Origin of the sequence: Streptomyces sp. QH1-20 (assembly GCF_041283565.1) — a bacterium.
GTDB classification, from domain to species: Bacteria; Actinomycetota; Actinomycetes; order Streptomycetales; family Streptomycetaceae; genus Streptomyces; species Streptomyces syringius.
Map to the genome: position 1 here is coordinate 2,382,116 of NZ_CP166299.1, position 26,157 is coordinate 2,408,272.

Annotated in this window: 28 protein-coding genes; 18 read left to right on the forward strand and 10 right to left on the reverse strand. The window is 71.6% G+C overall.

Annotated elements, in window-relative coordinates:
• The first annotated feature begins 127 nt into the window (after window positions 1-127).
• Window positions 128-790, forward strand: a complete 663-nt coding sequence (locus AB8O64_RS10605; protein ID WP_370418905.1) for a heme oxygenase (biliverdin-producing) — start codon at window positions 128-130, stop codon at window positions 788-790.
• Between the two features lie 143 nt (window positions 791-933).
• Here the strand turns inward: AB8O64_RS10605 and AB8O64_RS10610 are convergent, their stop codons facing one another.
• Both AB8O64_RS10610 and AB8O64_RS10615 read right to left on the reverse strand, forming a co-directional pair.
• Window positions 934-2,460 carry an HtaA domain-containing protein gene (locus AB8O64_RS10610; protein ID WP_370418906.1) on the reverse strand — a complete coding sequence of 509 codons (1,527 nt, stop codon included), beginning with the start codon at window positions 2,458-2,460 and terminating at the stop codon, window positions 934-936.
• Between the two features lie 61 nt (window positions 2,461-2,521).
• Window positions 2,522-3,964 (reverse strand): HtaA domain-containing protein, encoded by a 1,443-nt coding sequence (locus AB8O64_RS10615; RefSeq protein WP_370418907.1) that lies wholly within the window; start codon window positions 3,962-3,964, stop codon window positions 2,522-2,524.
• Between the two features lie 140 nt (window positions 3,965-4,104).
• Between AB8O64_RS10615 and AB8O64_RS10620 the strand changes: the two genes are divergently transcribed.
• The 7 genes from AB8O64_RS10620 (at window position 4,105) to AB8O64_RS10650 (ending at window position 11,571) form a co-directional block, all read left to right on the forward strand.
• A complete protein-coding gene (locus AB8O64_RS10620) occupies window positions 4,105-5,154 on the forward strand; it encodes a hemin ABC transporter substrate-binding protein (RefSeq protein WP_370418908.1) in 1,050 nt (349 codons plus the stop codon).
• Window position 5,155: 1 nt separating this feature from the next.
• Window positions 5,156-6,241 (forward strand): FecCD family ABC transporter permease, encoded by a 1,086-nt coding sequence (locus AB8O64_RS10625; protein ID WP_370418909.1) that lies wholly within the window; start codon window positions 5,156-5,158, stop codon window positions 6,239-6,241.
• Window positions 6,232-7,113, forward strand: a complete 882-nt coding sequence (locus AB8O64_RS10630) for a heme ABC transporter ATP-binding protein (RefSeq protein WP_370418910.1) — start codon at window positions 6,232-6,234, stop codon at window positions 7,111-7,113. Before AB8O64_RS10625 ends, AB8O64_RS10630 begins: the two co-directional genes overlap by 10 nt.
• A gap of 138 nt (window positions 7,114-7,251) precedes the next feature.
• The gene (gene efeO / locus AB8O64_RS10635) at window positions 7,252-8,388 is read left to right on the forward strand and encodes an iron uptake system protein EfeO (protein ID WP_370418911.1); all 1,137 of its coding nucleotides are present in this window, start codon (window positions 7,252-7,254) and stop codon (window positions 8,386-8,388) included.
• A gap of 10 nt (window positions 8,389-8,398) precedes the next feature.
• A complete protein-coding gene (efeB, locus tag AB8O64_RS10640) occupies window positions 8,399-9,688 on the forward strand; it encodes an iron uptake transporter deferrochelatase/peroxidase subunit (RefSeq protein ID WP_370418912.1) in 1,290 nt (429 codons plus the stop codon).
• 49 nt (window positions 9,689-9,737) lie between these two features.
• On the forward strand, window positions 9,738-10,694 hold the full coding sequence (gene efeU / locus AB8O64_RS10645) for an iron uptake transporter permease EfeU (protein ID WP_370418913.1): 957 nt from the start codon (window positions 9,738-9,740) through the stop codon (window positions 10,692-10,694).
• Complete coding sequence (locus tag AB8O64_RS10650; protein ID WP_370418914.1) at window positions 10,681-11,571, forward strand: hypothetical protein; 891 nt, start codon at window positions 10,681-10,683, stop codon at window positions 11,569-11,571. The genes efeU and AB8O64_RS10650 overlap by 14 nt, the downstream gene beginning before the upstream one ends.
• A gap of 133 nt (window positions 11,572-11,704) precedes the next feature.
• Here AB8O64_RS10650 and AB8O64_RS10655 read toward each other — a convergent pair whose 3' ends face one another.
• Both AB8O64_RS10655 and AB8O64_RS10660 read right to left on the reverse strand, forming a co-directional pair.
• Window positions 11,705-12,436, reverse strand: coding sequence for a bifunctional DNA primase/polymerase (locus AB8O64_RS10655; protein ID WP_356455725.1), 732 nt, complete (start codon window positions 12,434-12,436; stop codon window positions 11,705-11,707).
• A gap of 131 nt (window positions 12,437-12,567) precedes the next feature.
• On the reverse strand, window positions 12,568-13,161 hold the full coding sequence (locus AB8O64_RS10660) for a TetR/AcrR family transcriptional regulator (protein ID WP_356455723.1): 594 nt from the start codon (window positions 13,159-13,161) through the stop codon (window positions 12,568-12,570).
• A gap of 130 nt (window positions 13,162-13,291) precedes the next feature.
• On the opposite strand from AB8O64_RS10660, the gene AB8O64_RS10665 reads away from it, so the two are divergent.
• The gene (locus AB8O64_RS10665; protein ID WP_130877491.1) at window positions 13,292-13,474 is read left to right on the forward strand and encodes a DUF6243 family protein; all 183 of its coding nucleotides are present in this window, start codon (window positions 13,292-13,294) and stop codon (window positions 13,472-13,474) included.
• Window positions 13,475-13,589: 115 nt separating this feature from the next.
• Entirely contained in the window at window positions 13,590-14,429 is an 840-nt protein-coding gene (ddaH, locus tag AB8O64_RS10670; protein ID WP_370418915.1) for a dimethylargininase, read from the forward strand.
• A 293-nt stretch (window positions 14,430-14,722) separates the two neighbouring features.
• On the opposite strand, the gene AB8O64_RS10675 is transcribed toward ddaH, so the two are convergent.
• From AB8O64_RS10675 to AB8O64_RS10685, 3 genes are all read right to left on the reverse strand, one after another.
• A complete protein-coding gene (locus tag AB8O64_RS10675; protein ID WP_370418916.1) occupies window positions 14,723-15,739 on the reverse strand; it encodes a small ribosomal subunit Rsm22 family protein in 1,017 nt (338 codons plus the stop codon).
• A 323-nt stretch (window positions 15,740-16,062) separates the two neighbouring features.
• Window positions 16,063-17,337, reverse strand: coding sequence for a Bcr/CflA family multidrug efflux MFS transporter (locus AB8O64_RS10680; protein WP_370418917.1), 1,275 nt, complete (start codon window positions 17,335-17,337; stop codon window positions 16,063-16,065).
• 84 nt (window positions 17,338-17,421) lie between these two features.
• Complete coding sequence (locus tag AB8O64_RS10685; protein ID WP_370418918.1) at window positions 17,422-18,909, reverse strand: alkaline phosphatase; 1,488 nt, start codon at window positions 18,907-18,909, stop codon at window positions 17,422-17,424.
• Window positions 18,910-19,016: 107 nt separating this feature from the next.
• Between AB8O64_RS10685 and AB8O64_RS10690 the strand changes: the two genes are divergently transcribed.
• The 3 genes from AB8O64_RS10690 to AB8O64_RS10700 all read left to right on the forward strand — a co-directional run bounded on the left by AB8O64_RS10690 (window position 19,017) and on the right by AB8O64_RS10700 (window position 21,277).
• Window positions 19,017-19,919: a PhzF family phenazine biosynthesis isomerase gene (locus AB8O64_RS10690; protein WP_370418919.1), complete on the forward strand. Its 903-nt coding sequence runs from the start codon at window positions 19,017-19,019 to the stop codon at window positions 19,917-19,919.
• A gap of 145 nt (window positions 19,920-20,064) precedes the next feature.
• The gene (locus AB8O64_RS10695) at window positions 20,065-20,748 is read left to right on the forward strand and encodes a hypothetical protein (protein WP_370418920.1); all 684 of its coding nucleotides are present in this window, start codon (window positions 20,065-20,067) and stop codon (window positions 20,746-20,748) included.
• Window positions 20,749-20,872: 124 nt separating this feature from the next.
• Window positions 20,873-21,277, forward strand: coding sequence for a hypothetical protein (locus AB8O64_RS10700; RefSeq protein WP_370418921.1), 405 nt, complete (start codon window positions 20,873-20,875; stop codon window positions 21,275-21,277).
• A gap of 39 nt (window positions 21,278-21,316) precedes the next feature.
• Here AB8O64_RS10700 and AB8O64_RS10705 read toward each other — a convergent pair whose 3' ends face one another.
• A complete protein-coding gene (locus AB8O64_RS10705; protein ID WP_370418922.1) occupies window positions 21,317-21,790 on the reverse strand; it encodes a hypothetical protein in 474 nt (157 codons plus the stop codon).
• A 207-nt stretch (window positions 21,791-21,997) separates the two neighbouring features.
• On the opposite strand from AB8O64_RS10705, the gene AB8O64_RS10710 reads away from it, so the two are divergent.
• Window positions 21,998-22,249 carry an SCO4226 family nickel-binding protein gene (locus AB8O64_RS10710; RefSeq protein ID WP_356455706.1) on the forward strand — a complete coding sequence of 84 codons (252 nt, stop codon included), beginning with the start codon at window positions 21,998-22,000 and terminating at the stop codon, window positions 22,247-22,249.
• 9 nt (window positions 22,250-22,258) lie between these two features.
• Here AB8O64_RS10710 and AB8O64_RS10715 read toward each other — a convergent pair whose 3' ends face one another.
• Window positions 22,259-22,816 (reverse strand): EF-Tu/IF-2/RF-3 family GTPase, encoded by a 558-nt coding sequence (locus AB8O64_RS10715; protein WP_370418923.1) that lies wholly within the window; start codon window positions 22,814-22,816, stop codon window positions 22,259-22,261.
• Between the two features lie 11 nt (window positions 22,817-22,827).
• The gene (locus AB8O64_RS10720) at window positions 22,828-23,604 is read right to left on the reverse strand and encodes an ALF repeat-containing protein (RefSeq protein ID WP_370418924.1); all 777 of its coding nucleotides are present in this window, start codon (window positions 23,602-23,604) and stop codon (window positions 22,828-22,830) included.
• Between the two features lie 263 nt (window positions 23,605-23,867).
• Between AB8O64_RS10720 and AB8O64_RS10725 the strand changes: the two genes are divergently transcribed.
• From AB8O64_RS10725 to AB8O64_RS10740, 4 genes are all read left to right on the forward strand, one after another.
• Window positions 23,868-24,395, forward strand: coding sequence for a hypothetical protein (locus tag AB8O64_RS10725; RefSeq protein WP_370418925.1), 528 nt, complete (start codon window positions 23,868-23,870; stop codon window positions 24,393-24,395).
• 83 nt (window positions 24,396-24,478) lie between these two features.
• Window positions 24,479-24,712 carry a hypothetical protein gene (locus AB8O64_RS10730; protein ID WP_370418926.1) on the forward strand — a complete coding sequence of 78 codons (234 nt, stop codon included), beginning with the start codon at window positions 24,479-24,481 and terminating at the stop codon, window positions 24,710-24,712.
• 41 nt (window positions 24,713-24,753) lie between these two features.
• The gene (locus AB8O64_RS10735) at window positions 24,754-25,059 is read left to right on the forward strand and encodes a DUF6247 family protein (RefSeq protein ID WP_370418927.1); all 306 of its coding nucleotides are present in this window, start codon (window positions 24,754-24,756) and stop codon (window positions 25,057-25,059) included.
• The gene (locus tag AB8O64_RS10740) at window positions 25,056-25,358 is read left to right on the forward strand and encodes a hypothetical protein (RefSeq protein WP_370418928.1); all 303 of its coding nucleotides are present in this window, start codon (window positions 25,056-25,058) and stop codon (window positions 25,356-25,358) included. Before AB8O64_RS10735 ends, AB8O64_RS10740 begins: the two co-directional genes overlap by 4 nt.
• The last annotated feature ends 799 nt before the right edge of the window (window positions 25,359-26,157 follow it).

The window sequence follows — 26,157 nt, forward strand, 5'->3', positions numbered from 1 at the left end:
TTTCCCGACAGCACGTCGGGAAAAGATTGACTTAGGTAAGCCTAACTAGAGAGAATCGGCGGTGTCGGCGTGCTCGCGCGCCCCCGGCATCGTCCCCTCCCGCCCTCTCCGTCACCGGAGGTCCGCCTTGGACTCGCCCGTCACGACGCCGTTCTCCACCTTGATCCGTACCGCCTCGCACGAGCAGCACACGGAAGCCGAGAACTCGTCGTTCATGAGCGACATGCTCGGCGGCAGGCTCGGTGTCGCCGCCTACCGCCGCTACACCGAACAGCTCTGGTTCGTCTACCGCGCCCTGGAGTCCGCGTCGGCCCTGCTGGCCGCCGACCCCGTCGCCGGCCCGTTCATACGGCCCGAGCTGGCCCGGACCGCCCAGCTGGAGCGCGACCTCGCCCACCTCGGCGGACCCGGCTGGCAGGCGGGGCTCGCGCCGCTGCCCGCGACGGCGGCCTACGCGGCCCGGGTCGAGGAGTGCGCCCGCACCTGGCCCGCCGGCTACGTCGCCCATCACTACACGCGCTATCTGGGCGATCTGTCCGGCGGCCAGATCGTCCGCGGCACCGCCGAGAAGACCTGGGGCTTCGCCCGCAAGGGCGACGGCGTCCGCTTCTACGTCTTCGAGGCCATCGGCAACCCCGCCGCCTTCAAGCGCGAGTACCGCGAGCTGCTGGACGCGCTGCCGGTCGACGACCTGGAGAAGCAGCGCGTGGTGGACGAGTGCAAGCGCGCTTTCGCGCTGAACACGGCGGTCTTCCAGGAGCTGGGCCGGGAGTTCCCGCTGAGCGCGTAGGCCTCGCCGGACGGGCTGCTGTGTTGTGTCCTCAGGCGCCGGACGCGCTGCTGTGTTGTGTCCTCAGGCGCCGGACGGGCTGCATTGCGGCCCGTCCGGCGCTTGAGGTCACCGCCGTGCAGCGGAAGGTGCGCCGCCGGGTGTCAGGCCTGCGGCGTCTGCCGGCGCCGCGCGGCGTAGACCGCTGCGCCGCCCGCGAGGAGCAGCGCCCCGGCCCCGCCGAGCAGCGGGCCGGTGGGGGTGTCGGCGCCGGTCGCGGCGAGGGCGGCGGTGCCGGTGCCGCCCGTGACCCCGCCGGAGCCGCCGGTCGTGCCGGTGGCGACGGAGCTCGTGCCCGTGCCGCCTCCCGGGAGCTTCGCGCTCTTGTCGATGGTGACGGCGGCGGTCAGCGGGTCGAGGGCCTGGCCCTCCTTGTACATGTTGTCGAAGGCCTTCGCGCCCTGGGCGGTCAGGGTCGCCGGGACGGCGGAGAGGGAGACGACACCGTTCCTGGCCTTGAGGGCGCCCGCGGGGAGCTTGAGCTTGGCCACCGGCATGTCGTCGGTCCTGGTGACCTTGCCCGTGGCGCGCGCCTTGGCGGAGACGTCGGCGAGCAGCGTGCCGGTGGTGCCGTTCGCCTTCACCTTGAGGTCGCTGAACTTGAGGTCCAACTGGCCCTCGTGGCCGGTGAAGCGGACCGCGCCGGTGAAGTTCGCGTCGAGGGAGGACGCCTTCGCGTCGTAGGTGCCGCGCCCCTTGGGGAAGCGGTAGCCGTCGCCGGACTTCACGGCACCGGCGGAGAGTTCGGCCTTGCCGCCCGCTATCGGGCCGGTGACGTAGTCGCGGAAGGACTTCTTCACGCCCCAGTCGAGGTTGCCGTCGAGGACGTTGCCGGAGCCGCCGGGCTTCCGCGTCGGCTTGACGGTGGGCGTGGCGCTCGGCGTGGGCTGGACGGTCGGCTTCGGTGACGGCTGCTTCGTCGGCGTGGGCTTCGGGGACGGCTGCTGTCCGCCGCCGGCCGCCTTCACCGTGAGGGTCGCCGGGTCGAGGGCCTGGCCCTCCTTGTAGAACTCGGTGACCTTGCCGTCCTTGTGGTAGGCGAAGGCCTTCGCGCCGCCCGCCGTCAGCTTCGCGGGGATATTGGCGAACGTCATGGCACCGCCCGCGCCGCCGCCCGGCCGGACGGCGGACAGGTCGAGCGAGGCGATCGCGACGTCGTTCTCGGTCTTGCCCGCGGCCGTGACGTCGGCGGTGATGCTGCCGGTCCTGCCCTGCGTCGACAGCTTCAGGTCGGCGAGCTTGAGGTCGAGCTCCCAGGCATCGCCCTTGGCGTGCGCGAGGAAGCGGACGCTGCCCTTGAAGGTGGTGGCGACGGCGTGGGTGGAGGTGTCGTAGGTGCCCGTGCCGTCGGTGAAGGTGAAGGCGCCGTTGCCGGCGGCCTGCTTCGCACCGTCGGCGACCTCGATTCTGCCGCCGCCGATGGGGCCGGTGACGTAACCGCGGAACGATTCCTTCACGCCCCATTCCAGCGTGCCGTCCTTGAGGTCCAGCTTCGGCGCGTCCGGTGCCGGGGCCGCGTGGGCGGGCACCGTCAGGGCGGTGGCCCCGAGGACCGTCGCGGTGGCGGCGGTGACCGCGAGGGCGAGCGCGCTGCGCTTGCCGCCGCGGGAGCGGCGTGAGGTGACGGTCATCGTGGGTTCTCTCCTCTTGTACGGGGGTGAATGACGGGTCGCGCCGCGTGGACCGGGCAGGTCAGGCCCGGGGGGCCGGCGGCTCGGCCGGGGAGGGGGACGAGGCGGCGGCCGTGGCGCGGCGTTTGCGCACCACGGCGACGGTCACGGCCGCCACGAGCAGGGCGCCGGCGCCCGCCGCGGTGACCGGGAGGACGGGGAAGGAGGACGACGGGCCGGCCTCGGCCACGGGCTCGGTCCGGGGCTTCGCCCCGGCCTCCCGGGAGGGCTTCGGTCCGCTGCCGAGGTCGGGCAGGGGCGGCAGCTTCGCCGTGGCGTCGAGGGGGACGGCGAGCGAGAGGGGATCCATGTCGGCGCCCTCCTGGTACATGCCGCCGAACGCCTTGGCACCGGCGGCCGTGAGCTTCGCCGGGGCCTCGGTGACGGAGGCGAGCCCGTCCTTCTCCGTGAGCTTCCCGGCGTCGAAGGTGACGAGCGCGACGGCCTTCTCCGGGCTCGCCCCGCCCCGGGTCACGTCCGCCGTCAGGGTGCCCTTGCCGTCCTTCACCGCGACCCGGACCCCGCTCAGCGCGAGGTCGAGGTCCTTTCCGGTGAAGCGGAGGGTGCCCGCGAAGGCCGCGTCGAGCGCGGGGGGCGCGTCGTCGCCGGACCCGCGGTCGTAGGAGCCCTTGCCGTGCGGGAAGCGGAACAGCGCCCCGCCGTCCTGCGCGCCGTCGCCCAGCTTCCAGGAACCCTGCGCGATGGAGCCGGTGACGTACTCACGGAACGTACGGCGGACGCCCCAGTCGACGGCCGCGCCCGTGAAGTCGCCCTTGGCGGAGGGCTTTTCCTTCTCCTCCTCGGTGGCGGAGGGGGCGGCGCTCGGGGTCGGCTTCGCGGCGACGACGTCGGCCGAGAGGGCGACGGGGTCGAGGGGCGTGCCGGCGGTGTAGTAGCCGGCGAAGGCCTCGGCGCCGCGCGCGGTGAGCGTGGCGGGGATGCCGGCGAGGGTGACGGCGGTGCCGCCGCCGCGCAGATTCACACCGGTGAGGTCGAGCGAGGCGAAGGGGACGTCGGTGGCCGTCGTGACTCGGCCCGTCCCCTTCGCCTTGCTGGTCATGTCGGCATGGAGGGTGCCGTTGCCGCCCTTGATACGGACCGTGGGGCGGCTGATGGTGAGGTCGAGTTCATGGGAGCCGTCCGGCTTCTTGTGACCGGTGAAGTGCACGGCCCCGGAGAAGCCCGCCTCGAAGTCGCCGGTGTCCGGGTCGTAGGAACCCCGGGCGGAGTGGAAGCGGAACCGGCTGTCGCCGACGGTCGCCGCGCCCTCTCGGAGTTCCCAACTGCCCTGCGCCACGGGCCCGGTGACATAGCTCTGGAAGGAGGATTTGATGCCCCAGTCCAGGCGCCCGCCGGAGACCTCGTGGCGCTCCGCCGCCCGTGCGACGGCCGGGGGCAGCAGGACCGCCGACAGCACCGCGAGGAGCACGGTCACAGGTGCGCGGGCGGGTCTGGAGGGCAGCATCGAAGGGCCCCTTCCGGGCAGGACGGCAGACATCGCGCAGCGCATCCTCGACGCGAGGGGCCGTGGCGATTTAGGTAAGGCTAACCTAAGCTACGTCCCATCAGGTCGGAAACCCCCGGCCGGAGCGAAAGGCAGGAACCGTGCTTCAACGGCAGTCCGCGGGTACACCGGTACGTACCCCACGCCATATCGGTGTACTCGCCGCACTGCTGTCACTTCTGGCCATTGTTGGAGGGCTCACCGGCTGTGGTCCGGCGGGTGATTCGGGGGGCGGCGGCGACTCCGGGGGCAAGCGGAAGGCGGCGGCCGACCGGGTCGAACCCCTCGCGGAGCAGCCCCGGCCGCAGCTGCCCGTCACCGTCCGGGGCGCCGACGGACGCGAGGTCACCGTGCGCTCCACGGCCCGGATCGTGCCCCTGACCGGCTCGCTCTCGGAGATCGTCTTCACCCTCGGTCTCGGTGGCGACGTCGTCGGCCGGGACGTCACCGCCACGTTCGAGCAGGCGCGGAAGCTGCCCGTGGTCACCCGGGCGCACGATGTCTCCGCGGAGAGCGTGCTGTCCCTCAAGCCCACCCTCGTGCTGGCCGAAACCACCAACGGGCCCGCCGAGGCCATCGGCCAGATCCGCGCCGCCGGTATCCCCCTCGTCGTCCTCGACCCGGCGAAGAAGCTCGACGACGTCGGCACCCGCATCGACAAGGTGGCCGCCGCGCTCGGTGTCCGCGCCGCGGGCGACGAGCTGCGCCGGCGCACCGAGCAGCGGCTGGGGGTGGCGAAGAAGGGCATCCCGCAGGGCGACGGCAAGAAGCCCCGCGTCGCCTTCCTCTACTTGCGCGGCTCCGCCGCCGTCTACCTCCTGGGCGGCGCGGGTTCCGGCGCCGACTCGCTCATCGAGGCGGCGGGCGGCATCGACGCGGGCAAGGAGTCGGGGCTGAAGAAGGACTTCACCCCCATCACGAGCGAGGCCCTCGTCAAGGCCGCACCCGAGGTGATCCTCGTGATGACGAAGGGGCTCGACTCCGTCGGCGGCGTGGACGGCCTGGTGAAGATCCCCGGGGTCGGGGAGACCCCGGCGGGCATGGACCGCCGGATCGCCTCCGTCGACGACGGGGTGCTCCTCAACTTCGGCCCGCGCACGGACGAGGTGCTCGGCTCCCTTGTCCGGCAGATCCACTCCGGAGGCAAGTGACATGGCTGTACTGGCCAGGGCCGCCGATCCGGCCGCCCCCGCCGGGCAGCCCGCCCGCCGCCGCGGCCGCGCCCCCGTGCTCGTCTGCGCCATGGCCGCGGCTCTGCTGCTGCTCTGTCTGTTCTCGGCGGGCGTCGGCGCGTACGGGATCCCGGTCGATGACGTCCTGTCGTCGGTGGCGCACCGGCTCGGCCTCGGCGGAGCCGCGCTGGACCGGGTCGGCGAGAGCGTGCTGTGGAACGTCCGGCTGCCGCGTCTGGTGCTCGCGCTGCTGGTGGGGGCGTCGCTGGGCTGTGCCGGGGCACTGATGCAGGGTGTGTTCGGCAATCCGCTCGCCGAGCCCGGTGTCATCGGCATCTCGGCGGGCGCGGCGGTCGGGGCGGTCGGCGCGATCGCGCTGGGGCTGAACTTCCTCGGCACCTGGACGGTGACGGCCTGCGCGTTCGTCGCCGGGCTGGCCACGGTCCTGATCGTCTACACGCTGTCGCGATCGGGCGGCCGGACGGAGGTGGTCACCCTCATCCTCACGGGCATCGCGGTGAACGCCTTCGCGGGCGCGCTCATCGGCCTGTTCATCTTCTTCGCCGACAACGCGCAGCTCACGCAGATCACCTTCTGGCAGCTCGGCTCGCTCGCGCAGGCGACCTGGCCGAAGGTGCTCGCGGTGCTGCCATGCGCGCTGGCCGGGCTGGTCGTGGCGCCGCTGTACGCGCGGAAGCTGGATCTGCTCGCGCTCGGCGAGCGCCCCGCCCGGCATCTGGGGGTGGACGTCGAACGGTTGCGTCTCGTCCTGGTCCTGGTCGTCGCGCTGCTGACGGCCGCGGCGGTCGCGGTGGCCGGCATCATCTCCTTCGTCGGCCTGCTGGTCCCGCACCTGCTCCGCATGGCGGCGGGCCCCGCCCACCGCTTCCTCGTGCCGGGCAGCGCCCTGGGCGGCGCGCTCGTCCTCGTCGCCGCCGACCTCGCGGCCCGCACGGCCGCCCAGCCGGCGGAGCTGCCACTGGGCGTCCTGACGGCTCTGTTCGGCAGCCCCTTCTTCTTCTGGCTGTTGAGGAAGACACGACGCAAACAGGGGGGATGGGCGTGACTGCTCCTCACCACCCGCCCACCACTAGGACGGCGACCGTGCTCCGCTCCCTCTTCGCCTCCCGTACCCGCCGACTGCCGGCCCCCGTGCCGCCGGGCACCGTGCTGGCCGAAGCCCGGGGCGTCAGGCTGCGGTTGGGCGCCCGCACCGTCCTGGACGGGGTCGATGTGCGCGTCGCCGCGGGCGAGGTGCTGGCGCTCGTCGGGCCGAACGGCGCCGGGAAGTCGACGCTGCTGGCCGCGCTCGCCTGCGATCTGACGCCCGAGTCGGGTGAGGTGCGGATCGACGGCCGGCCCGCCCTGACGTGGTCGGCCGGTGAACTGGCGCTGCGCCGGGCCGTGCTGCCGCAGTCGGCGGCGCTGTCGTTCCCGTTCGCGGTCGAGGAGGTCGTACGGATGGGGCGGGCGCCCTGGGCGGGGACGGCCGCGGAGGACGAGGACGAGGAGGCGGTACGGGCGGCGATGGCCGTGACGGAGGTGACCGGTTTCGCCGCCCGGCCGTTCTCGGCGCTCTCTGGGGGCGAGCGGGCCCGGGTCGCGCTCGCCCGGGTCCTCGCGCAACGGACCCCGGTGCTGCTGCTCGACGAGCCGACGGCCGCGCTGGACCTGCGCCACCAGGAACTGGTGCTGAGGATCTGCCGGGAGCGGGCCGCCGCCGGGGCCGCGGTGGTCGTCGTCCTGCACGACCTCGGGCTCGCCGGCGCCTACGCGGACCGAGTGGCCGTGCTGCACGAGGGCCGCGTCGCCGCCGACGGACCGCCCGGTCGTATCTTCGCGCCGGAGCTGCTCGGTCGTGTATACCAACAACCGGTAGAAGTGATTCCGCATCCGCGAACCGGCGGGCCCCTGGTGATCCCGTGCCGGGATCGATGAGCCTTTGCCCCGTGAGAGCAGGATCACGGCCCCCGTGGGAACTATTTAGGCAAGCCTCAGATAAGTTGGGGCGGCTTAATTTGGCCCTGCCTGTTTCCGTACTGTTCTCGCCCCGTCCGAGCCAAGCCTGGAGCTTCCATGCGCGTCCTCCGCTCCTCCGTCGTCGCCGCCGTCTCGGCCGTGGTGGCCCTGACCGCCGTGTCCGGCTGCGCCGAGAAGTCGGACGCCGAGGGCTCCGACGCGATCAAGGTCACGGCCTCCGACGACGCGTGCGAGGTCTCCAAGTCGTCCTTCCCGGCCGGCCATGTGAAGCTCGCCGTCCAGAACAAGGGCGACAAGGTCACCGAGGTCTACGTCTACGCCCCGGGCGACCGCATCGTGACCGAGCGGGAGAACATAGGCCCCGGCACCAAGGTGGAGATCGCCGCCGAGATCAAGGCCGGCTCGTACGAGATCGCGTGCAAGCCCGGCATGAAGGGCGACGGCATCCGGCAGAAGGTCACCGCCACCGGCGGCGGTGCGCCGAAGAAGCGCGACCCGGAGCTGGACAAGGCCGTCGCGGAGTACCGCAAGTACGTCCTGACGCAGGCCGAGGAGACCATTCCCGCCGCCCAGAAGTTCGTCGACGCGGTCAAGAAGGACGACCTCGACGAGGCGAAGAAGCTCTACGCCCCCTCCCGCATCGGCTGGGAGCGCACCGAGCCGGTCGCCGAGTCCTTCGGCGACATCGACCCGAAGGTCGACGTCCGCGAGGACGGCCTGGAGAAGGGCCAGAAGTGGACCGGCTGGCACAAGCTGGAGAAGTCCCTGTGGGACGCCAAGAAGATCACTGAGGACGACAAGAAGCTGGCCGACCAGCTGATGGCCGACCTCAAGGACTGGCAGAAGCGCGTCGGCACCGCCGACATCACCCCGACCAGCATGGCCAACGGCGCCAAGGAGCTGCTGGACGAGGTGGCCACCGGCAAGGTGACCGGCGAGGAGGAGCGCTACAGCCACACCGACCTGGTCGACTTCCACGCCAACGTGGAGGGCGCCGAGAAGTCCTACGAGCTGCTGAAGCCGGTCGCCGCGAAGAACGACGCGGCGCTCACCAAGGAGCTGGACAAGCAGTTCGCCGCGCTGAAGAAGCTGCTCGACGAGTACCGCGAGGGTGACGGCTTCAAGTCGTACGACACCGACACCGTCGGCAAGGACGACCGCAAGAAGCTCTCCGACGCGGTCAACGCGCTCGCCGAGCCGCTGTCCAAGCTCGCCGCCGCCGTCGCCAAGTAGGGGGCCCGGGATGCCGGAAGAGACCACCGCGGACACCACCGCGGAAACCACCGCGAAGCCGGGGGCAGCGCCCTCGCGCCGTTCGCTGCTCGGCTGGGGCGGTGCCGGGCTCGCGCTCGGTGCCGTCGCCGCCGGCGGCACCGCGGCCGCGCTGCGCACCGGCGGCGACGCCCAGCCGGCCGCCCTGAGCGGTGACGCGGTGCCCTTCCACGGCCCCCACCAGGCGGGCATCGCCACGGCCGTCCAGGACCGGCTGCACTTCGCGGCGTTCGACGTGACGACCGGTGACCGTACCGCGCTGATCACCCTGCTCAAGGAGTGGACCGCGGCCGCCGCGCTCATGACCGCCGGGCACGAGGTCGGCGAGGGCACGGCCGGCACCCAGCCGGAGGCACCGCCGGACGACACCGGCGAGGCACTCGGCCTCAAGCCCTCCCGGCTGACGCTGACCTTCGGCATCGGGCCCGGTCTCTTCGAGAAGGACGGCAAGGACCGCTTCGGGCTGAAGTCCCGGCGGCCGAAGGCCCTGATCGATCTGCCCGTCTTCCCCGGCGACAATCTCGACGCGGCCCGCAGCGGCGGCGATCTGTGCGTCCAGGCCTGCGCGGACGACCCGCAGGTCGCGGTGCACGCGATCCGAAACCTCGCCCGGATCGGCATGGGCAAGGTCGCGATCCGCTGGTCGCAGCTCGGCTTCGGCAAGACGTCCTCGACGACGCCCGACGCGCAGACCCCGCGCAACATGCTGGGCTTCAAGGACGGCACCCGGAACATCTCGGGCACCGACACCAAGGCCCTCGCCCAGCACGTGTGGGTCGGCGAGAAGGACGGACCGGAGTGGATGGTCGACGGGTCCTATCTCGTCGCCCGCCGCATCCGGATGCACATCGAGACCTGGGACCGGACCTCGCTCAAGGAGCAGGAGGACATCTTCGGCCGCGACAAGGTCGAGGGTGCCCCGCAGGGCAAGCAGCGCGAGCGCGACGAGCCGAACCTCAAGGCGATGCTGCCGGACGCGCACGTGCGCCTCGCCCACCCCGACAGCAACGGCGGGGCGACGATCCTGCGCCGCGGGTACTCCTTCACCGACGGCACGGACGGGCTGGGCCGGTTGGACGCGGGCCTGTTCTTCCTGGCCTACCAGCGCGATGTGCGCGACGGCTTCGTGCCGGTGCAGACCCGTCTCTCGCGGAGCGACGCGCTCAACGAGTACATCCAGCACGTGGGTTCGGCGGTCTTCGCCGTGCCACCGGGCGTCCGGGACAAGGACGACTGGTGGGGCAAGGCGCTCTTCTCGTGACCGACGGCGTGACCGGCGGTCTCTCTACGGAAACGGAAGGGGAAGCCGCGTGTTCGGCAACTACCTGATCGGCCTGCGCGAGGGTCTGGAGGCCAGCCTGGTCGTCTGCATCCTCGTCGCCTACCTGGTGAAGACCGGGCGCCGGGACGCGCTGTTGCCCATCTGGCTCGGCATCGGCGCCGCCGTGCTGCTCAGCATGGCCTTCGGGGCGCTGCTGCAGTTCGGCTCCCGGACCATGACCTTCGAGGCGCAGGAGCTGCTGGGCGGCTCGCTGTCGATCGTCGCGGTGTGCCTGGTGACGTGGATGGTCTTCTGGATGCGGCGCACGGCGCGGCATCTGAAGCGGGAGCTGCACGGCAAGCTGGACGCGGCACTGGCGATGGGCACGACCGCCCTGGTCGTCACGGCGTTCCTGGCGGTGGGCCGCGAGGGCCTGGAGACCGCGCTGTTCATCTGGACCGCGGTGGAGGCCACGGACGACGGGGTGCGGCCACTGGTCGGCGCGGTGCTGGGGCTGCTCACCGCGGTGGTGCTGGGCTGGCTGTTCTACCGCGGCGCGGTGCGGATCAACCTGGCGAAGTTCTTCACGTGGACCGGCGCGATGCTGATCGTCGTGGCGGCGGGCGTGCTCGCCTACGGCTTCCACGATCTGCAGGAGGCGGAGTTCCTGCCGGGGCTGCACGACCGGGCCTTCGACGTCAGCGACCAGATCCCGAGCGACAGCTGGTACGGCACGCTGCTCAAGGGCATCTTCAACTTCCAGCCGGATCCGACGTGGGTCCAGGTCGCGGTGTGGGCGCTGTATCTGGTCCCCACCCTTGTCTTCTTCTTCGCCCCGGGTAGGGTTGCGCCGTCCCAAGCAGCCCCCAAGGAGTCGAAGCGCGATGAGACGCCGGTTGCCCCGTCGACTGTTCACAGCTCTGGCGGCGACGACGCTGCTGACGGCGACCGGATGCATGACGGTGCACGGCGAACGGGAGATCATCCCGTCGGTGAGCAGGGCTGAGGCCCCGAAGGTCCTGGAGCGCTTCACCGAGGGCTACAACGAGGCGTACCGCAAGCTCGACCCGGCCGCCGTGGAGCGGGTCGAGACCGGTGCCCTGGCCGAGATCGGCAAGGCCGACCTCGCGGCCCAGCGGGCGGCGACCCCGGACGGCAACCCCGGCTATCCCGCCCTGACGCTGGCCGACGCCCGCTTCACCATCCCCAAAATGGCGGGGTGGCCGAAGTTCTTCGTGGCGGACGCCCGGAGCAACCGCGACAAGAACCGCTGGTTCGTGGTGTTCACGCGCGCGGCGGCGAAGGAGCCGTGGAAGGCCGCGTATCTGTCGATCCTCAGCGACCACGAGATACCGAAGTTCGCCACCGACAAGGACGGTTGGGCCGAGCCGGTACCGGCCGCGGGCGGTTCGGACGGCAAGTCGGGCGCGGCCGCGGGCCTGCGGACGGACCCCGCCGCGGTGAGCACGGCGTACACGGACTATCTGCGCACCGGCCGGGGTTCGGTCTTCGCCCCGGGCAAGGCGACCTCGGTGCTCCGCGAGGACCGGGGCAAGCGGGTGCGGACCCCGAACTACTGGACCGAGTTCATCGACACCCCCGAGCGGGCCCCCGGCTTCCCCTCGTTCGCGCTGCGCACCGACGACGGTGGGGCGCTGGTGTTCTTCACCGCGCACCACCGGGAGAAGCGCACCATGGCCAAGGGCCTGCGGCCCACGCTTACCGAGCGGCGCACGAAGGCCCTGCTGTCCGGCGACCTCAAGCGCGCGGTCACCTTCGTGCGGGTCTCGGAGTCGGCGGTGAAGGTCCCGGCGAAGTCGGCGGACCGCCGCGTCGTCTTCCTCAACCGCATCGAGAGCCTGACGGGCGCGAAGGGCGAATAGCCGGTTGCCTGGCCGGCGGGCTTCGTCTGGCCGCCTGCGGCGGCGAGCGCCCTGCGGGCGCGTCCTCAATCGCCGGACAGGCTTGAGGCGGCCGGGCTCAGCGCAAACCGGTCCGCCGGACAGGCTTGAGGCTCTAGCGGCCGATCGGCCAGGCGGCGGAGTCGTGATGATCGTGGTCGGGGCGGTCCCCCACGTACTGCGCGCAGGCGTCGGTGAGGGCTTCCAGCAGTGTCAGCGGATCGGGCAGCGGCCGCTCCGGGCCGGCCAGCCAGGCCACCTTGCCGTCATCGGGCAGCTGTGACGGCGGCAGCAGCACATAGCTGCCCCGGCAGTGCCAGCGCAGCCCCGGATGCTCGTCCATCGTCTCGGGATGGCTGTCCAGCTCGCAGGGCCACCACTCGTCCTCGTCGTCCGGGGTGCCGCGGGTGGCGGTGAAGAACAGCATGCGGTCGGGGGTGACGGTGGCGACGGGGCCGACATCCACGCCGGCCTCCTCCAGCCGGGCCAGGGCCTGCCGGCCCGCCTCGGCCGGTACGTCGAGCACGTCGTGCGCGATGCCGGTGGCGGTGATGAAGTTCGCCTCCGGCTGGGCGCGCAGCCACTTGGTGACCTTCTCGGGGTCGGTCGTGGCGAGGGTCTGCCAGGCGAAGGAGACGGGGTGCCGGCCCGGGGTGGGACAGCCGATGCGCTCACACGAACAGCCGTACCCGGAAGGGTGCGCGGCGGGGGCCAGGGGATACCCCGCGGCGGCCGCGGCCAGGAGCAGCTCCTCGCGGGCGGCCGCGAGGGCCGCCCCCGTGCCCGTATCGCCGCCCGCTCCCCTGGGACGGCGCAGCCACTGGGAGAACCTGCTCATGCGTTCCATCTATCCCCTCACTTCGACCGCGGTCTCCGGTCAATGCTGCCACCATCCTGCTCCCGGTGTGACCGCCGGACCCATCCGGGGGGTGTGAGACCGGACGCGTCCCCGCCGTGCGGCGGGGCTCCACGGCGGTGTCAGCGGGGGGTGACGGCGCGCATCAGCAGGTCGACGAGGGTGTCGGTGAAGTCGTAGGTGAGCGGGCCCGTGCGCATGAGCCAGCGCTGGGTGAAGGGGCCGAGCAGCATCTCGACGGCGATCCGCACCTCGACGTCCTCGGCGATGTGGCCCGCCTCCTTGGCCTTGGTCAGCCGGTCGACGTAGGCCTTCACGCCCGTGTCCTGGAGCTTGGCGACGAACTGTTCGGACAGCTCGCGATCGTTCGCCCCGGCGGTCGCGAGCGCGCGGTAGGGGGCCTCGAACTTGGGATCGTTGAATTCGTCGACGGTCGCGCGCAGCACGAGCTTGAGGTCGGCCGCCAGGTCGCCGGTGTCGGGCAGCACGTTCTCGGTGTCGCCCGCGTCCGCGGTGAACGCGTCGAGCAGCACGGCGGCCTTGGACGGCCACCAGCGGTAGATCGTCTGCTTGCCCACGCCCGCGCGGGCGGCGATGCCTTCGATCGTGAGTTTGTCGTATCCGACCTCGCCCACGAGCTCGAGGGCCGCGTCGAAGATCGCGCGCCGGGAGCGTTCACTGCGGCGGGTTGCGTCGGGGGTCTTGGTGGTGGCCATGTCCGCCAGTCTAGCCCGGTTCGAGGCGAACCGTATCGTCTCCGGAAGCTTGACAAGACGAACCGTCTCGTTCAAAGTAGAGATATCGCGAGACGAACCGTCTCGCCACCTCGAGTGAAAGGAGACCCCCATGAGCCGGGGCAACGCGGGCGGAATGCTCGGAGTCGGCGGCACGCGCAGCAACCTCTCCCGCACGGCACTCCGCGGCGGCGGCCGGGGCGGCCGGGCCGGGGGCGGCGCCGACGCGAACGCGCAGAAGCGGGAGCTGTTGCGCAAGTTGCGGGAAGGCCGAACCGGAACCACGGGAGTGTGAACGAGCCACCGCTAAACCACCCGTACGGTTCATGCGCGGTGGGCGGTGAGCGTGGACCATTTGGGCACGTACGGCTACCTCCGTACGTGCCCAACGCCCCTGTGAGGAGCGCTCCTTGCGTACAGCCGCTCGTGCCGTTCGTCCCGCTCGTGCAGCCACCCCGCGCCACTATGTGATGTGCCCCCCGACGCACTTCAGGGTCACGTACTCGATCAACCCGTGGATGGACCCGGACAAGCCGGTCGACCTGCCGCTGGCCCTCGCGCAGTGGGAGGACCTGCGCGACCGCTACCGCGCCTTGGGCCACACCGTCGCCGAGCTGCGCCCCCGCCCGGACCTGCCCGACATGGTCTACGCCGCCAACGGCGCCACGGTCGTCGACGGCCGGGTCCTCGGCGCCCGCTTCGCGCACCCCGAACGGGCCGCCGAAGCGGCCGTCCACACGGAGTGGTTCCGCGCCAACGGCTACCGGGACGTACGCGAGCCGGAGCACATCAACGAGGGCGAGGGCGACTTCGCGGTCACCGCCTCCTGGCTGCTGGCCGGCCGCGGCTTCCGCAGCAGCCCGCTGTCCCACCCGGAGGCCCAGGAATTCTTCGGCCGCCCCGTCATCGGACTCGACCTCGTCGACCCGCGCTACTACCACCTCGACACGGCACTGTCCGTGCTCGACGGGGACGAGGTCATGTACTACCCGGGCGCGTTCTCCCCCGGCAGCCGGGCCGTGCTGGAGCGACTCTTCCCCGACGCGCTGATCGCCACGGAGGAGGACGCGTCGGCACTGGGACTGAACGCCGTGTGCGACGGCCGCCATGTGCTGCTGCCACAGGCGGCGGTGGGACTGTTCGCCCCGCTGCGGGAGCGGGGGTACGACCCGATCGGGATGGACCTGGGGGAACTGCTCAAGGGGGGCGGGAGCGTGAAGTGCTGCACGCTTGAGCTGCGCTCGGCTTAGCGGTTCCCCGGGCGGGCCTGTTCGCCGAGCGCGGCGCGGTTTCGCCTGCGGCGGGCTGTTGAGGTCCGGGCCGTCGGCCCCGTGCCGCGCCGTTTCGCCTGCGGCGGGCTGGTGGGGTTCGGGCCGTCGGCCCCTGTGCGGGCCCGGACGGGGGGCGGGCCCGTGCCGCTCCGGTGGGTCGCGGGGCTGCTTCGCTTTACGCCCCGCGACCCACCTGCGCGTCCCGAGCCCTCACGCCGGTGAGCCTGCGGCGCCTCCGCCCCTGGGTGGGGGAAGGGGACAGTCGCTGCCGGTCAGTCGTCGGCCTCGGCCGGAGGCCATTCGTCGCCCCAGTCCGTGTCGCGGGCCGCTCGGTAGAGGGGGCCGTGGCGCTTGGTCACCGTTTCCCGGGTGAGGGCGTCCGAAGGGGTGCACAGGTCGAGGAGGACCTGGCCCTTGCGGATCTGCGGCTTGCGGACGACCCGTGCGGGCGCGGCCGGGACGTCGAGGCCGCGTACCGCGGCGACGTAGGAGAACTTCTCGTCCTCGTACGGCAGCGAACCGCCCTTGACCTGCCGGTGCAGCGACGAGCGGCTCACCCGGGCGGAGAAGTGGCACCAGTCCGCGCCCACCTCGATCGGGCACTCCGCGCTGTGCGGGCACGGCGCGACGATCCGGAAACCGGCCGCGATCAGGCGGTCGCGCGCGTGCCGGATGCGGAGGTAGCCGTCGGGGGTGCCGGGCTCGATGAGGACGACGGTCCGCGCGGCGCGAGCCGCCTCGTCGACCACCGCGTTCCGGTCGGTCCCGGTCAGCTCGCCCAGCACGTACGAGACGGTGACCAGGTCGGTGTCGTCCGGGATCGTGAGCCCGCCGCCGATGGCCTGGCGGCGCCAGTGCGCGGCGCGCAGGGCCGCGGAGGAGGCACCGCGGGCCAGTTCGGCGCCGAGCGCGAGGGCAGGTTCGGCCCAGTCCAGGACGGTGGTCCGCCGCTCCCCCGACGGCCACGCGGCCGCGACCGCCCAGCTCGCCGCGCCCGTACCGCCGCCGACGTCGACGTGGGAGGCGGGCTCCCACTCGGGCAGCCGGTCACGGAACGCCTCCAGCGCGGACCGCACGGCCTCGAAGGTCGCGGGCATGCGGTAGGCGGCGTACGCGACGACATCGGAGCGGTCCCGCAGGACGGGGGCGTCGGTCGGAGTGCGCCCCCGGTAATTGGCGATGAGCCGCTCGACCGCCTGTGCCGCCTGCTTGGGCGGCAGCCCGTCGAGGAGGTCGGCGAGCGCGGCGCGCAGGTTCTCGCCGGTCGGCGCGTATTCGGGGGCATGCATTTGAGGAATTCTATGCCGCCCCGCGGAACGCCCGCGTCAGACGTACGGGGTGCCCATCCTTCCCCCACCCAGGGGCGGAGGCGCCGCAGGCCTACGGACGCAAGGGCTCGGGACGCGCAGGTGGGTCGCGGGGCGTAAAGCGAAGCAGCCCCGCGACCCACCGGAGCGGCACGGGCCCGACCTCCGGCCGGGCCCGCACAAGGGCCGACGGCCCAAACCCCCACCCACCGCCGAAGGCGGGAAACGGCGCGGCACTGAGCCGACGGCCCGGCCCCCAACAGCCCGCCGCAGGCGAAACGGCACCGGGCCGCCGGCCCCGGGCCTCACGCCACAGGCGAACGCCCGCCGCCGGCGAACGGCCGACACAACCCCAGGAAACAGCCAAGCGCAGCCACCGCGCACACCACCTGCACCACAGCCATCGGCACAGCCGTCTGCGAGCCCGCGATGCCCACGAGCGGGGAGGCGATCGCGCCGAGCAGGAACGTCGACGTACCGAGCAGCGCCGACGCGGACCCCGCCGCGTCGCGGGAGCGCATCAGCGCCTGGGCGTTGGTGTTGGGCAGGGTGAGGCCCATCGCGGACATCAGGACGAAGAGGCCGGTGGCGATCGGCAGCAGACCGGGCTTGCCGAAGACGCCCGAGGTCATCAGCAGCAGGGCGACGGAGGCGAGGACGACGACGGCGAGGCCGGCGGCGAGGGCCTTGTCGAGGCTGACCCGGCCGACCAGGACCTTGCCGTTGATCTGGCCGACGAGGACAAGGCCGATGGAGTTGACGCCGAAGAGCAGGCTGAAGGTCTGCGGGGACGCGCCGTAGATGTCCTGGACGACGAAGGGCGACGCGGAGATGTAGGCGAAGAGCGCGGCGAAGGCGAAGCCGCCCGCGAGCATGTAGCCGGTGAAGACGCGGTCGGCGAGCAGGCCGCGCATGGCGCGCAGGGCCTCGCCGAGGCCGCCGGTCTGCCGGCGCCCGGGCGGCAGGGTCTCGTCCAGACGGCGCCAGACGACGAGGGTCAGGAGGACGCCGACGACGGTGAGGACGACGAAGACGCCGCGCCAGTCGGTCACCCGCAGCACCTGGCCGCCGATGACGGGCGCGATGACCGGGGCGACGCCGGAGACGAGCATGAGGGTGGAGAAGAAGCGGGCCATGGCCACGCCGTCGTACAGGTCGCGGACGACGGCGCGGGCGATGACGATGCCGGCCGCCCCGGCGAGGCCCTGGATCAGGCGGAAGGCGATGAGCAGTTCGGCGGTGGAGGCGAGGGCGCAGACCGCGGTGGCGAGGACGTAGATCACCATGCCGGCGAGCAGCGGGCGGCGGCGTCCCCACTTGTCGCTCATGGGGCCGACGACGAGTTGGCCGAGCGCCATGCCCATGAGGCAGGCGGTGAGGGTCAGCTGAACGGTCGCGGCGGGGCTGCGCAGGGAGTCGGTGACCTCCGGCAGGGCCGGGAGGTACATGTCCATGGAGAGCGGCGGAAGGGCGGAGAGGCCACCGAGGACGAGCGTGAGGAGCAGGCTCGTCCGGCGGGCGGCGGGTATCCGTCCCGCGTCCGTCACGGGCTCGGCGGTGCGGGGGCCGGGTTCCGTCATGCGTCGCTCCATGAGTTTTGATTGAAAGTACATACATATTGTCATGGGTGACGACGGCTCCCGGCCCTTACGCACCGGTAGGGGTCATGCGGGCCGGAATCCGGGGTCACCGGCCAGGGAGACGAAGGAGGCGGCCGTGGTGACGGGCGCGCCGGGTACGACGACTCCGGAGACCGTGCGGAAGTCGGCGCGCAGCCGCTCGGGGTCGAGGGTGACGATCACATAGCCGCGGCGGCCGTTGTAGAACTTCATGTGCGGGTTGGCGGCGAGCATGCCGGACCAGTCGTGGGGCCTGTCGGCGCCGTCGAAGCCGCTGGAGACCGAGGTGCCGACCAGTTCGACGCCCAGGGTGCGCGAGTCGGGGGCGCTCCAGTCCTCCTTGATGTCCATGGCGTAGTTGACGTGGACGTCGCCGGTGAGGACGACGAGGTTCTCGATGCCCGCCTGCGCGGCGCCCGCGAGGACGCGGGCGCGGGAGGCCGGGTAGCCGTCCCAGGCGTCCATGGAGACCTTCGAGCGGGCGGCGGTGGTGTTCTTGCGCTGCGAGAAGACCACCTGCTGGGCGACGACGTTCCAGGTGGCGGTGGACTCGCGCCAGCCGTCGAGGAGCCAGCGCTCCTGCTCGGCGCCGGTGAGGGTGCGGTCGGGGTTCTCGGATTCGGGGCCGGGGTACTTCCAGCCGTCGCCGTAGGCCTGGTCGGAGCGGTACTGACGGGTGTCGAGGATGTCGAACTGCGCCAGCTGCCCGTACTGGAACCGGCGGTGGAGCCGCAGATCGGCGCCCGCGGGCCGCTGCGCGCGGCGCAGCGGCATGTTCTCCCAGTACGCGCGGTAGGCCGCGGCGCGGCGGGCGCGGAACTGCTCGGGCGGGAGGTTGCCCTGGGAGATGTCGCCCGCGTAGTTGTTCTCGACCTCGTGGTCGTCCCAGGTGACGTACCAGGGGTGGGCGGAGTGCGCGGCCTGGAGGTCGGGGTCGGTCCTGCCCAGGGCGTACCGCTGCCGGAAGTCGTCGAGGTCGATCAGCCAGTGGTTGTAGAAGTCGGGGAGGGGGTTGTCGGTGTAGTCGCGGACGCCCGCCCGTGCGTCGATGGCGTTCTCGTAGATGTAGTCGCCGAGGAAGAAGACGGCGTCCAGGTCCTCGTCGGCGAGGTGGCGCAGGGCGGTGTAGTAGCCCTCGTCGTACTGCTGGCAGGAGAGCATGCCGAAGCGCACGGAGCTGACGGCGGCCTGGGGGTCGGGGGCGGTGCGGGTGCGGCCGACGGGGCTGATCCAGCAACCGGTGCGGAAGCGGTACCAGTAGACGCTGTCGGCGTCGAGGCCGCGGGGGTCCACATGGAGGGTGTGGCTGTCCTCCGCGCGGGCCTGCGCGGTGCCGCACCGTACGACGCGGCGGAAGTGTTCGTCACGGGCGAGTTCCCAGTCGACGGGGATCGCGCCCTCGCGCGGCAGCCCGTTGCCCGGCTCGTGCGGGCGGGGGGCGAGTCGGGTCCACAACACGACGGAGTCCGGCAGCGGATCACCGGAGGCCACGCCCAGCGTGAACGGATTCTCGGTGCTGCTCTGGGGGGTCATGCTCTCAATGTGCGCGCGGGTGGGGCGACTGGGAAGACGCCCTGCGCGGCTTGTGTGGCGCGGGGAGGCACGGGAATGCGGGCGGGGCGTGGGTGGTTGGAGCGGCCATGACGACGAACAACCCTTCGGGCAACGGCACTCCGGGCGCGACGAGCGGCGTCGAAGTGCTGCGCTACACGGCCTTCTCCCACGACCCGGCCGGGGGCAACCCGGCGGGGATCGTGCCGGACGCCACGGGGCTCGACGACGCGGCGCTGCTCGCCATCGCCGCCGGGGTCGGGTACAGCGAGACGGCGTTCCTGACCGCGCCGCCCGAAGGGCTCGGGGAGCCCGGACGGGCGTTCACGCTGCGGTTCTTCAGCCCGCTGGCGGAGGTCCCGTTCTGCGGCCACGCCACCGTCGCGACGGCCGTGGCGCTCGCCGAGCGGCTCGGCGCGGGGGACTTCGTTTTCGCGACCCCGGCGGGCACGGTCCCGGTCACCGTGACCGGGAGCGGCGGCAGACTGCGCGCCACCCTCACCAGCGTGGAGCCGCACACCGAGGAGGTGGCGCCGGAGGCGTTGGCCGAGGCCCTGGCGGCACTGGCCTGGCCCGCCGCCGACCTCGATCCCGCCTTCCCCGTACGGATCGCCTTCGCGGGCGCCCGCCACCTCGTGCTGGCCGCCGCGACCCGGGAGCGACTGGCCGATCTCGACTACGACTTCGACCGGCTCGGCGCCCTGATGCGCTCCCTCGACCTGACCACGGTGCAGCTCGTGTGGCGGGAGTCGGAGAGCGTCTTCCACGTCCGCGACCCGTTCCCGGTCGGCGGGGTCGTCGAGGACCCGGCGACGGGTGCCGCGGCCGCCGCCTTCGGCGCGTATCTGCGCGAGTACCAACTGGTCGGCGCCGACGCGGTGGTGACCCTGCACCAGGGTGAGGACCTCGGCCGGCCGGGACTGCTGGAGGTCGGGCTGCGCGCGGGCGACCCCCGGGTCAGGGTCAGCGGAACGGCCACCCGGCTCGTCTGAACTGCCGTATCGCGTAGGCCGGTCGGGGACCGGCGCACGGCGTCCACCGTGCGCCCGCCGCGGCATGCACACTCCTGCCTGAATGTCCGGTTCCCGGTGTAGCGTCCTCACAGACGAGGGGCGACACCTTGGGGGGTGGGGCGGTGTGAGCTCGGACGGTGACCCTCCTCCTTCACCACCCGGCAGTCCCTTCTGGGCGCACGTCTGGAAGTACTGGGTGACCGCCGGGCTGGCGCTGGTCGTGGCGGCGGTGATCCCGGTGTTCATGAAGGCGGGCCCCTTCGCCGGCGGTACCTCGGCCCTGCCCACACCACCCCCGGCCACCACGCCGATCGAGGACCCGTCCCCCTCGGGGGACGACGACACGCCCACGCCCGAGGACGACGACACACCGACACCACGCCCGCGCATGACGACCCCGGCCGTCTCCACGCGCCCGCCGTCGCCGCCCGCGGTCCGTGTGTCGCCGTCGGCGAGCCCGTCGCCGTCGGCCTCGGCGCCGTTGCGGGTCTCGGCGCGGATCGCTGACGTGCGCGCGCTGGGCGCGGTCACCTCGTCCGTCACCAAAGTGCAGGTCAACGCGGTGTTCAACGGCCTCAAGGGCCGGACGGGCTATCTGCGGTGGTATCTGTACAACGAAGCGACCAAGCAGGTCATCAGCGGGGTCAGCACCATCCCGTCCCCCGTCTTCCAGTGGGACAGCACGAACTGGCACCCCACGTTCCTCGTCGCCAACCCCGCCGCGCGGTGGCAGATCCAGGTGACGGCATACGGCCCGGACGGCAGGCAGTTGGCGACGAACCACTCGAACTTCACGTACGGCGGCTAGTACGCATCAGTTCGAACCAGTACGGGCAGCCGCACGAAAATTCGATGGATAGCGCAACCAGCGCCCCGTTTTTCACGTGTTCCTCAGTGCAGGCCCCAAACGGCCCACCAGGGAGGAACACGACATGAACCGTGCATACCGCCTCACCACCGCCGCGGCCCTCGCCGCCGCCCTCGTCGCGGGAGCCGCAGCCACCGCCTCGGCAGCCGCACCGACCAGCAGGCCCGCGGCATCCGCCACCAAGGCCCCCGCCCCGAAGCCCGCCCTGACCGCGCAGCCGAGCACCGGCACGGTGGCCGCCTGGCAGGAGTTCCGCGTCAGCGGCAAGGCGACCGACATCAAGCCCGGCACCCGCGTGACCCTTCAGCAGAAGCAGGGCACGAAGTGGGTCTCGCTCCCCGCGAGCGTGACGACCAACAAGAACTCCGCGTACTCGATGCGCGTCAAGCTCGGCATCAAGGGCAAGAACGCCCTGCGCGTCGCGGGCGGCGGCGCCATATCCCCGGAGTTCACGGTCACGGTCCGCTGATCCGAGCGGCCCGTTGAACTGAACCCGCGGGGCGCCCCGCTACATCCAGGTGGTGGCGGAGGCGACGAAACGTGCCTTCTCGGGACGGTCCGGGTTGCCGTACCGGACCTCCACCCGGGGGTGCGACCTCAGGAACTCACTGTCGACGATGACCACCTGACCGGGGTGGGAGACGGTGCGCTGGACGATGTCCGTGTTGAGGAACCACCCGAACTCCTTGGTGGCCGGGGCGTAGACGAAGAACTTCCCGCCCGAGTACTTCTCACCGGCACGCTTGTCGTCGAGGACCAGCGCCCAGAACGACACGGGGTGCCCCGCGGGCCACATCGTGAGCCGCTTGACCTTCAGCCCGTCCAGCTCCATCGCCTCGAAGGGGTGATCGGCGGCGGGAGTCACAGCGGAGACGTCCCGGGCGGCCGTCCCGGCGGCTTGCGCACCCGACGCCAGACCGAGGCCGAGGGCCGCGGTGGCCGTCACTATTGCCGTGGCACGGAACGCGTTACGAACGGACACGTTTTTCTCCCTTTCGGTGATGTTCTTTCGGTGACGTTGCCGCTACGGCACGTGATCCTGTCCGCACGTGGTGATCACGGCAACCGGACCGGACGAGAACGAGCCACCGGGGTCGCGCCCGAGCCGCCACGAGCGGACGATGGAAGGAGGAGGGCTCCCCGGGCTCCCCACCGGGGTGACGACAGACGACACCGGAGGTGCCGGGACATGAGCAAGTACATGGATGTCCACCACGGCATGAAGGGCATCACACCCGACCAGCTCTCCGCCGCGCACCGGGCGGACACGTCGATCCAGGGCGACGAAGGGGTGCGCTTCGAACACGCATGGGCCGACCCGAAGTCGGGGACGGTCTACTGCCTGTCCGACGCTCCCTCGGCGGACGCGGTCAAGCGCATCCACGAGCGGGCAGGCCACCCGGTCGAGGAGATTCACGAGGTGCCGCTGGAGGTCTCCTGACCGGTTTCCCTAATCGAGAGCCTTCGTGACGACACCGGACCCGACAGCCCTGCCCCGCTCGCGGATGGCGAACCTCTGCCCCACCGCCATGGGCACGCGCTCGGCGAGTTGGACGGCCATGAGCGCGTCCGTGCCGTCCGCCAGGAGGGTGTGGACGCGGCCGGTCACGACGGTGGCGCGGAAGGAGAACTGCGCCTCGCGCTTGCCCTCGGGAGCGAGGGTGTCGGCGCGGCCACCCTCCTCCTCGCTCAGAATGTGCGCTTCGGCCTCGAACTCGGCGTGCTGGGTGACGGTGCCGGGCGCGGCGACGACGTGCCCCCGCTGAACGTCTTCAGCTCGTAGCCCCCGCAGCCACACGGCGACGTTCTCCCCGGGCCCGGCCCTGGTCCCCGCCTCGCCGAGAACCTCTCCGGGCCGCTCAAGGGCCGTGACCTCGCCCGCCGCTGTCCGCCCGAAGCCGATGACCTCGACGGTGTCCCCGGGCCGGATCGCGCCGCGCTCGATGCGACCGGTGCAGAAGAACCTGCCCCGACGGCCGGGCCGGTCGAAGACGTCCTCGACGGGCATGAGAAACGGTTCTACTTCTTGTTCTTGCTTGCCTTCGCCCACGCCTTTGCCTTCGCCTTTGCCTTCGCGTTCACACCGGACGCGTCCTTGGCACGGGCTTCGTACTGACCGGTGTCGAGGAAACGACGGAGGTCCGCCTCGGTACCCATCAACGCCTTCCTCGCGGCCGCCTTCACAGCGGGACCGCCGGTGCCGCCGACCCGGGTCACGCTGATGCGGTAGTCGGTCAGACGCGCGAAGTGCTGACCCTCGTCGAGGAAGCGCCGCAGGTCCTCCTCACTCCCCCGCAACGCCTTCCACGCCATCTCCTTCATCGTGGGACCACCGGAAGCCCCGAGGCGCGTGACGCTGATGCGGTAGTCGGTCAGACGCGCGAAGTGCTGACCCTCGTCGAGGAAGCGCCGCAGGTCCTCCTCACTCCCCCGCAACGCCTCCCGCGCCATCTCCTTCATCGTCGGCCCACCGGCGGACGCGAGCCGCGAGGCGCGCAGCCGGTCGTCGGTGAGACGGGCGACGTGCAGGCCGTCGTCAAGGAAGCGGCGCATGTCCTCGGGGGTGCCGTCGAGTGCCTTCTGCGCCGCCTCCCGGACGATCTCGCCGGAGTTCTTGTCGGCGAGGATCGCGAGAATGGCGGCCCGGTCGCCACCCGGCTCCACGTCCGTCGCCTTGTCGGGCGCCGAGGCGACGGGAAACTGAGGAAGCCCGGCGGCGGCTGCCGGGGAGGAGACCAGGACGGCCGGCGCGAACGCGGCAGCGGCGACGAGGGCGAGAACACGGGCGCGGTTCATGCGCTATTACCCACTTTTTCGAGCAATGAAGGCTTTCTCGTATCGTATGTCGATCAAGGAACGCTTCCTCGGCGGGGCCCGACGCAAGGCGTCGCACTGTCGTCCACTCCTGCGCAGCAGTGCCCCCGCAAGGGCCCCGGACGGGGCGCGGTGTACCCCATCGGGTGAAACCCGTGCGGCAGGCCTATGTCCCGGTGACGAACCGCGCTCTTCTAGCGGTGCTCCCGGGATGAGGGGCGCCGCCAGCGAGAGGAGTCCACACGATGGCTCGATCGGTGATCAGACGCCCCTGGAAGACCGTCATCGCGGCGGTGGCACTGTCGGTCGGCTTCCTCGCGCCTGCCGCCACGGCCGCGGAACAGCGGGCCGCCGCCGTACCGCCGGGCGACTACTGCGGCCCGCAGGAGGGCTTCTACGGCGGCGGCCAGTACACCTACGCCGAAGTACGCGTGTGTCTGCACTTCGCGGACGGCGGGCCCCCGGAAGTGCGGGTGAGCACTCACAACAACAGCTACTACTGGGGCAGCGCCTGGTACAACGCCAGCGCCAACTACCCGGCTCACTGGAGGGCCGAGGGCACCGTGAGCAAGGACGGCCAGTCGGCGAACTACTCGGCCTCCCTCCGCCAGGAGTCCGCCAACGGCTGGGCCGGCGGAGGGCAATTGCCGGCCGGCGAGTGCGGCGCGGCCACGGTGACGGTGAACTTCCGTCAGAGCGGCCCGTACTGGACCGGCAGCGAGAACGACATCGACTCGGGGGAGCGCACGTACCAGGTCGACGTCCCCTGCTGACCTACGCACTCCGCTCGCCCCGGGCCCCGGGTTTCCAAAGATCAAAACGAAATTAACTGCGGATTCTGGTACGCTTCACGGCTATGATCAGGAAGAAGGGTGAGGACCTCACCCTCGACGCCGTGACCTCGGCGCGCGTCGCGTGGAAGAAGGCCGAGGCCGATTTCCACGCCGCCATCGTCCGTGCTTTCAAGACCAAGCCCGTCCACGGCCGCAAGGCGGAGATCGCCGGCGCCGCCGGCTTCTCCGACTCGCGCGTGCGCCAGATCCTCAACGAAGCCGCCAAGGCCGAACAGGACAAGGGGCAAGCCGCGTGAGAGCTCACTCCGCCACACAGCGCCCCGCCGGCGTCCCCCCCATGCCCGAACGCAACCCGAAGGCTCTCCGGGAAGCGATCGCCGCCCACACCCCACAGCTCCTTGCCGATTTCGACCGGCACTGGAAGCGGGACATCGCCGACACCTACGACCTCACGCCGGTCCCGGCGTTCATGGCCCGCTGGTGGACCGAGTACGCCCTCGCCCGCGACCCCCGGCTGGACGCCCGGGTGTCCGACCTCGAAGATCGCGCCGCCGAAGCCGACGACACCACAGAAGCCCACGCCCTCCTCGAACAGGCCGCGCATCTGCGGCGGGAGGCCGGACACACGGAACCCGGCCAGTGACCGATGACGGGCTCATGGGACCGCCGTGGCAGATCGACTACGTCGAAGGCGCCCGCACTTACCGCGACTCACTGCCCGAAGAGGTGAGGAACACCTTCCGGGATGCCCTGATCGACATCCTCATCGCCAAGGACCCCTACCGGCCCGGGGAACATGCCCCCGTCGAACCCGCCAGGTCCACCCGCTTCCGAGGCCCCCACGTCCTCACCTTCGACAGCGGTCGCGGATGGGCCCGCTTCGTCTTCATCCGTCGCACCGCAGACCCGCAAATTGTGATCGAAGAACTCTTCTGGCAGTGACCGACCCCCTGGCTCCGCCCGATCCCCGCTTCTGCCGGTGGCCACGGGCCTGGACACTGACGAAGGTCGACACGCCACCCGGTGGGTCAGGCGTAGAGGGCGTCCGCGAAGCAAAGTGCGGGCACGATCTGGTTGCGAGCGCTCGGGCCGAAACTCCCCAGATACTCCCCACGGGGCGAAAAGAAGCCCCTCCGCCGTGCGTTTCCGCAGGTCAGAGGGGTGTGAGGCGGACGAGTCGGCCTGTACGCCGGGGACAGTCACCGCAGCGCTACGACCTGCACAAACATGCAGGGCGGCCGCCTCCGTGGCTACTCTGGCGGCTACTTACACCTCCTGGGGCGCGCGCCCACGCGGCCTTGTTCATGAGCCCCTTCTCGTGCACGGAGCCGCCACGCCCACCGCCTCGGTACTCCCTGGAGCAACGCCGAAGCCCCCGTCGGACTATAAGAGGGACGCGCGGGGGCGACCTGCAGGCGCGTCAGCCCCAAGCGGGAGCGTCCAACATGCGGACAGTCGCCGTGACGTGCATCACATGATCGCGTTGTGCGGAACGCAGATACAGGCGCCTCCGGGCAGGGCCGACCCAGAATGCAGAACGCTGCACTATGCCCGTTCAAATCTCATCCCGGACGAGCTTCCCCATCACCGGCCCCCGCGGGCCGGAGGGCGGTGCATTTGCCGCTACGCGAACCCTGAGCGGCCCCCGGGGGACGCTTTGAAGGGGCCGACCCGGCCCGTTTCCCGAGCTTGCGGCCCAGCCTCGGGAGGCAGATGGTTGGCCAGCCCGAAACAATCAGCG

Bases quoted from the DNA above. Each gene is read 5' to 3' on its own strand.
- AB8O64_RS10655 (WP_356455725.1), bottom strand. From the start codon at position 12,436: ATGGAACGCATGAGCAGGTTCTCCCAGTGGCTGCGCCGTCCCAGGGGA.
- AB8O64_RS10625 (WP_370418909.1), top strand. From the start codon at position 5,156: ATGGCTGTACTGGCCAGGGCCGCCGATCCGGCCGCCCCCGCCGGGCAG.
- AB8O64_RS10675 (WP_370418916.1), bottom strand. From the start codon at position 15,739: ATGCATGCCCCCGAATACGCGCCGACCGGCGAGAACCTGCGCGCCGCG.
- AB8O64_RS10735 (WP_370418927.1), top strand. From the start codon at position 24,754: ATGCCCGAACGCAACCCGAAGGCTCTCCGGGAAGCGATCGCCGCCCAC.
- AB8O64_RS10685 (WP_370418918.1), bottom strand. From the start codon at position 18,909: ATGACCCCCCAGAGCAGCACCGAGAATCCGTTCACGCTGGGCGTGGCC.
- AB8O64_RS10680 (WP_370418917.1), bottom strand. From the start codon at position 17,337: ATGACGGAACCCGGCCCCCGCACCGCCGAGCCCGTGACGGACGCGGGA.
- AB8O64_RS10660 (WP_356455723.1), bottom strand. From the start codon at position 13,161: ATGGCCACCACCAAGACCCCCGACGCAACCCGCCGCAGTGAACGCTCC.
- AB8O64_RS10630 (WP_370418910.1), top strand. From the start codon at position 6,232: ATGGGCGTGACTGCTCCTCACCACCCGCCCACCACTAGGACGGCGACC.
- AB8O64_RS10700 (WP_370418921.1), top strand. From the start codon at position 20,873: ATGAACCGTGCATACCGCCTCACCACCGCCGCGGCCCTCGCCGCCGCC.
- AB8O64_RS10615 (WP_370418907.1), bottom strand. From the start codon at position 3,964: ATGCTGCCCTCCAGACCCGCCCGCGCACCTGTGACCGTGCTCCTCGCG.
- AB8O64_RS10730 (WP_370418926.1), top strand. From the start codon at position 24,479: ATGATCAGGAAGAAGGGTGAGGACCTCACCCTCGACGCCGTGACCTCG.
- efeB (WP_370418912.1), top strand. From the start codon at position 8,399: ATGCCGGAAGAGACCACCGCGGACACCACCGCGGAAACCACCGCGAAG.
- AB8O64_RS10665 (WP_130877491.1), top strand. From the start codon at position 13,292: ATGAGCCGGGGCAACGCGGGCGGAATGCTCGGAGTCGGCGGCACGCGC.
- AB8O64_RS10720 (WP_370418924.1), bottom strand. From the start codon at position 23,604: ATGAACCGCGCCCGTGTTCTCGCCCTCGTCGCCGCTGCCGCGTTCGCG.
- AB8O64_RS10710 (WP_356455706.1), top strand. From the start codon at position 21,998: ATGAGCAAGTACATGGATGTCCACCACGGCATGAAGGGCATCACACCC.
- AB8O64_RS10715 (WP_370418923.1), bottom strand. From the start codon at position 22,816: ATGCCCGTCGAGGACGTCTTCGACCGGCCCGGCCGTCGGGGCAGGTTC.
- AB8O64_RS10690 (WP_370418919.1), top strand. From the start codon at position 19,017: ATGACGACGAACAACCCTTCGGGCAACGGCACTCCGGGCGCGACGAGC.
- AB8O64_RS10725 (WP_370418925.1), top strand. From the start codon at position 23,868: ATGGCTCGATCGGTGATCAGACGCCCCTGGAAGACCGTCATCGCGGCG.
- AB8O64_RS10610 (WP_370418906.1), bottom strand. From the start codon at position 2,460: ATGACCGTCACCTCACGCCGCTCCCGCGGCGGCAAGCGCAGCGCGCTC.
- efeO (WP_370418911.1), top strand. From the start codon at position 7,252: ATGCGCGTCCTCCGCTCCTCCGTCGTCGCCGCCGTCTCGGCCGTGGTG.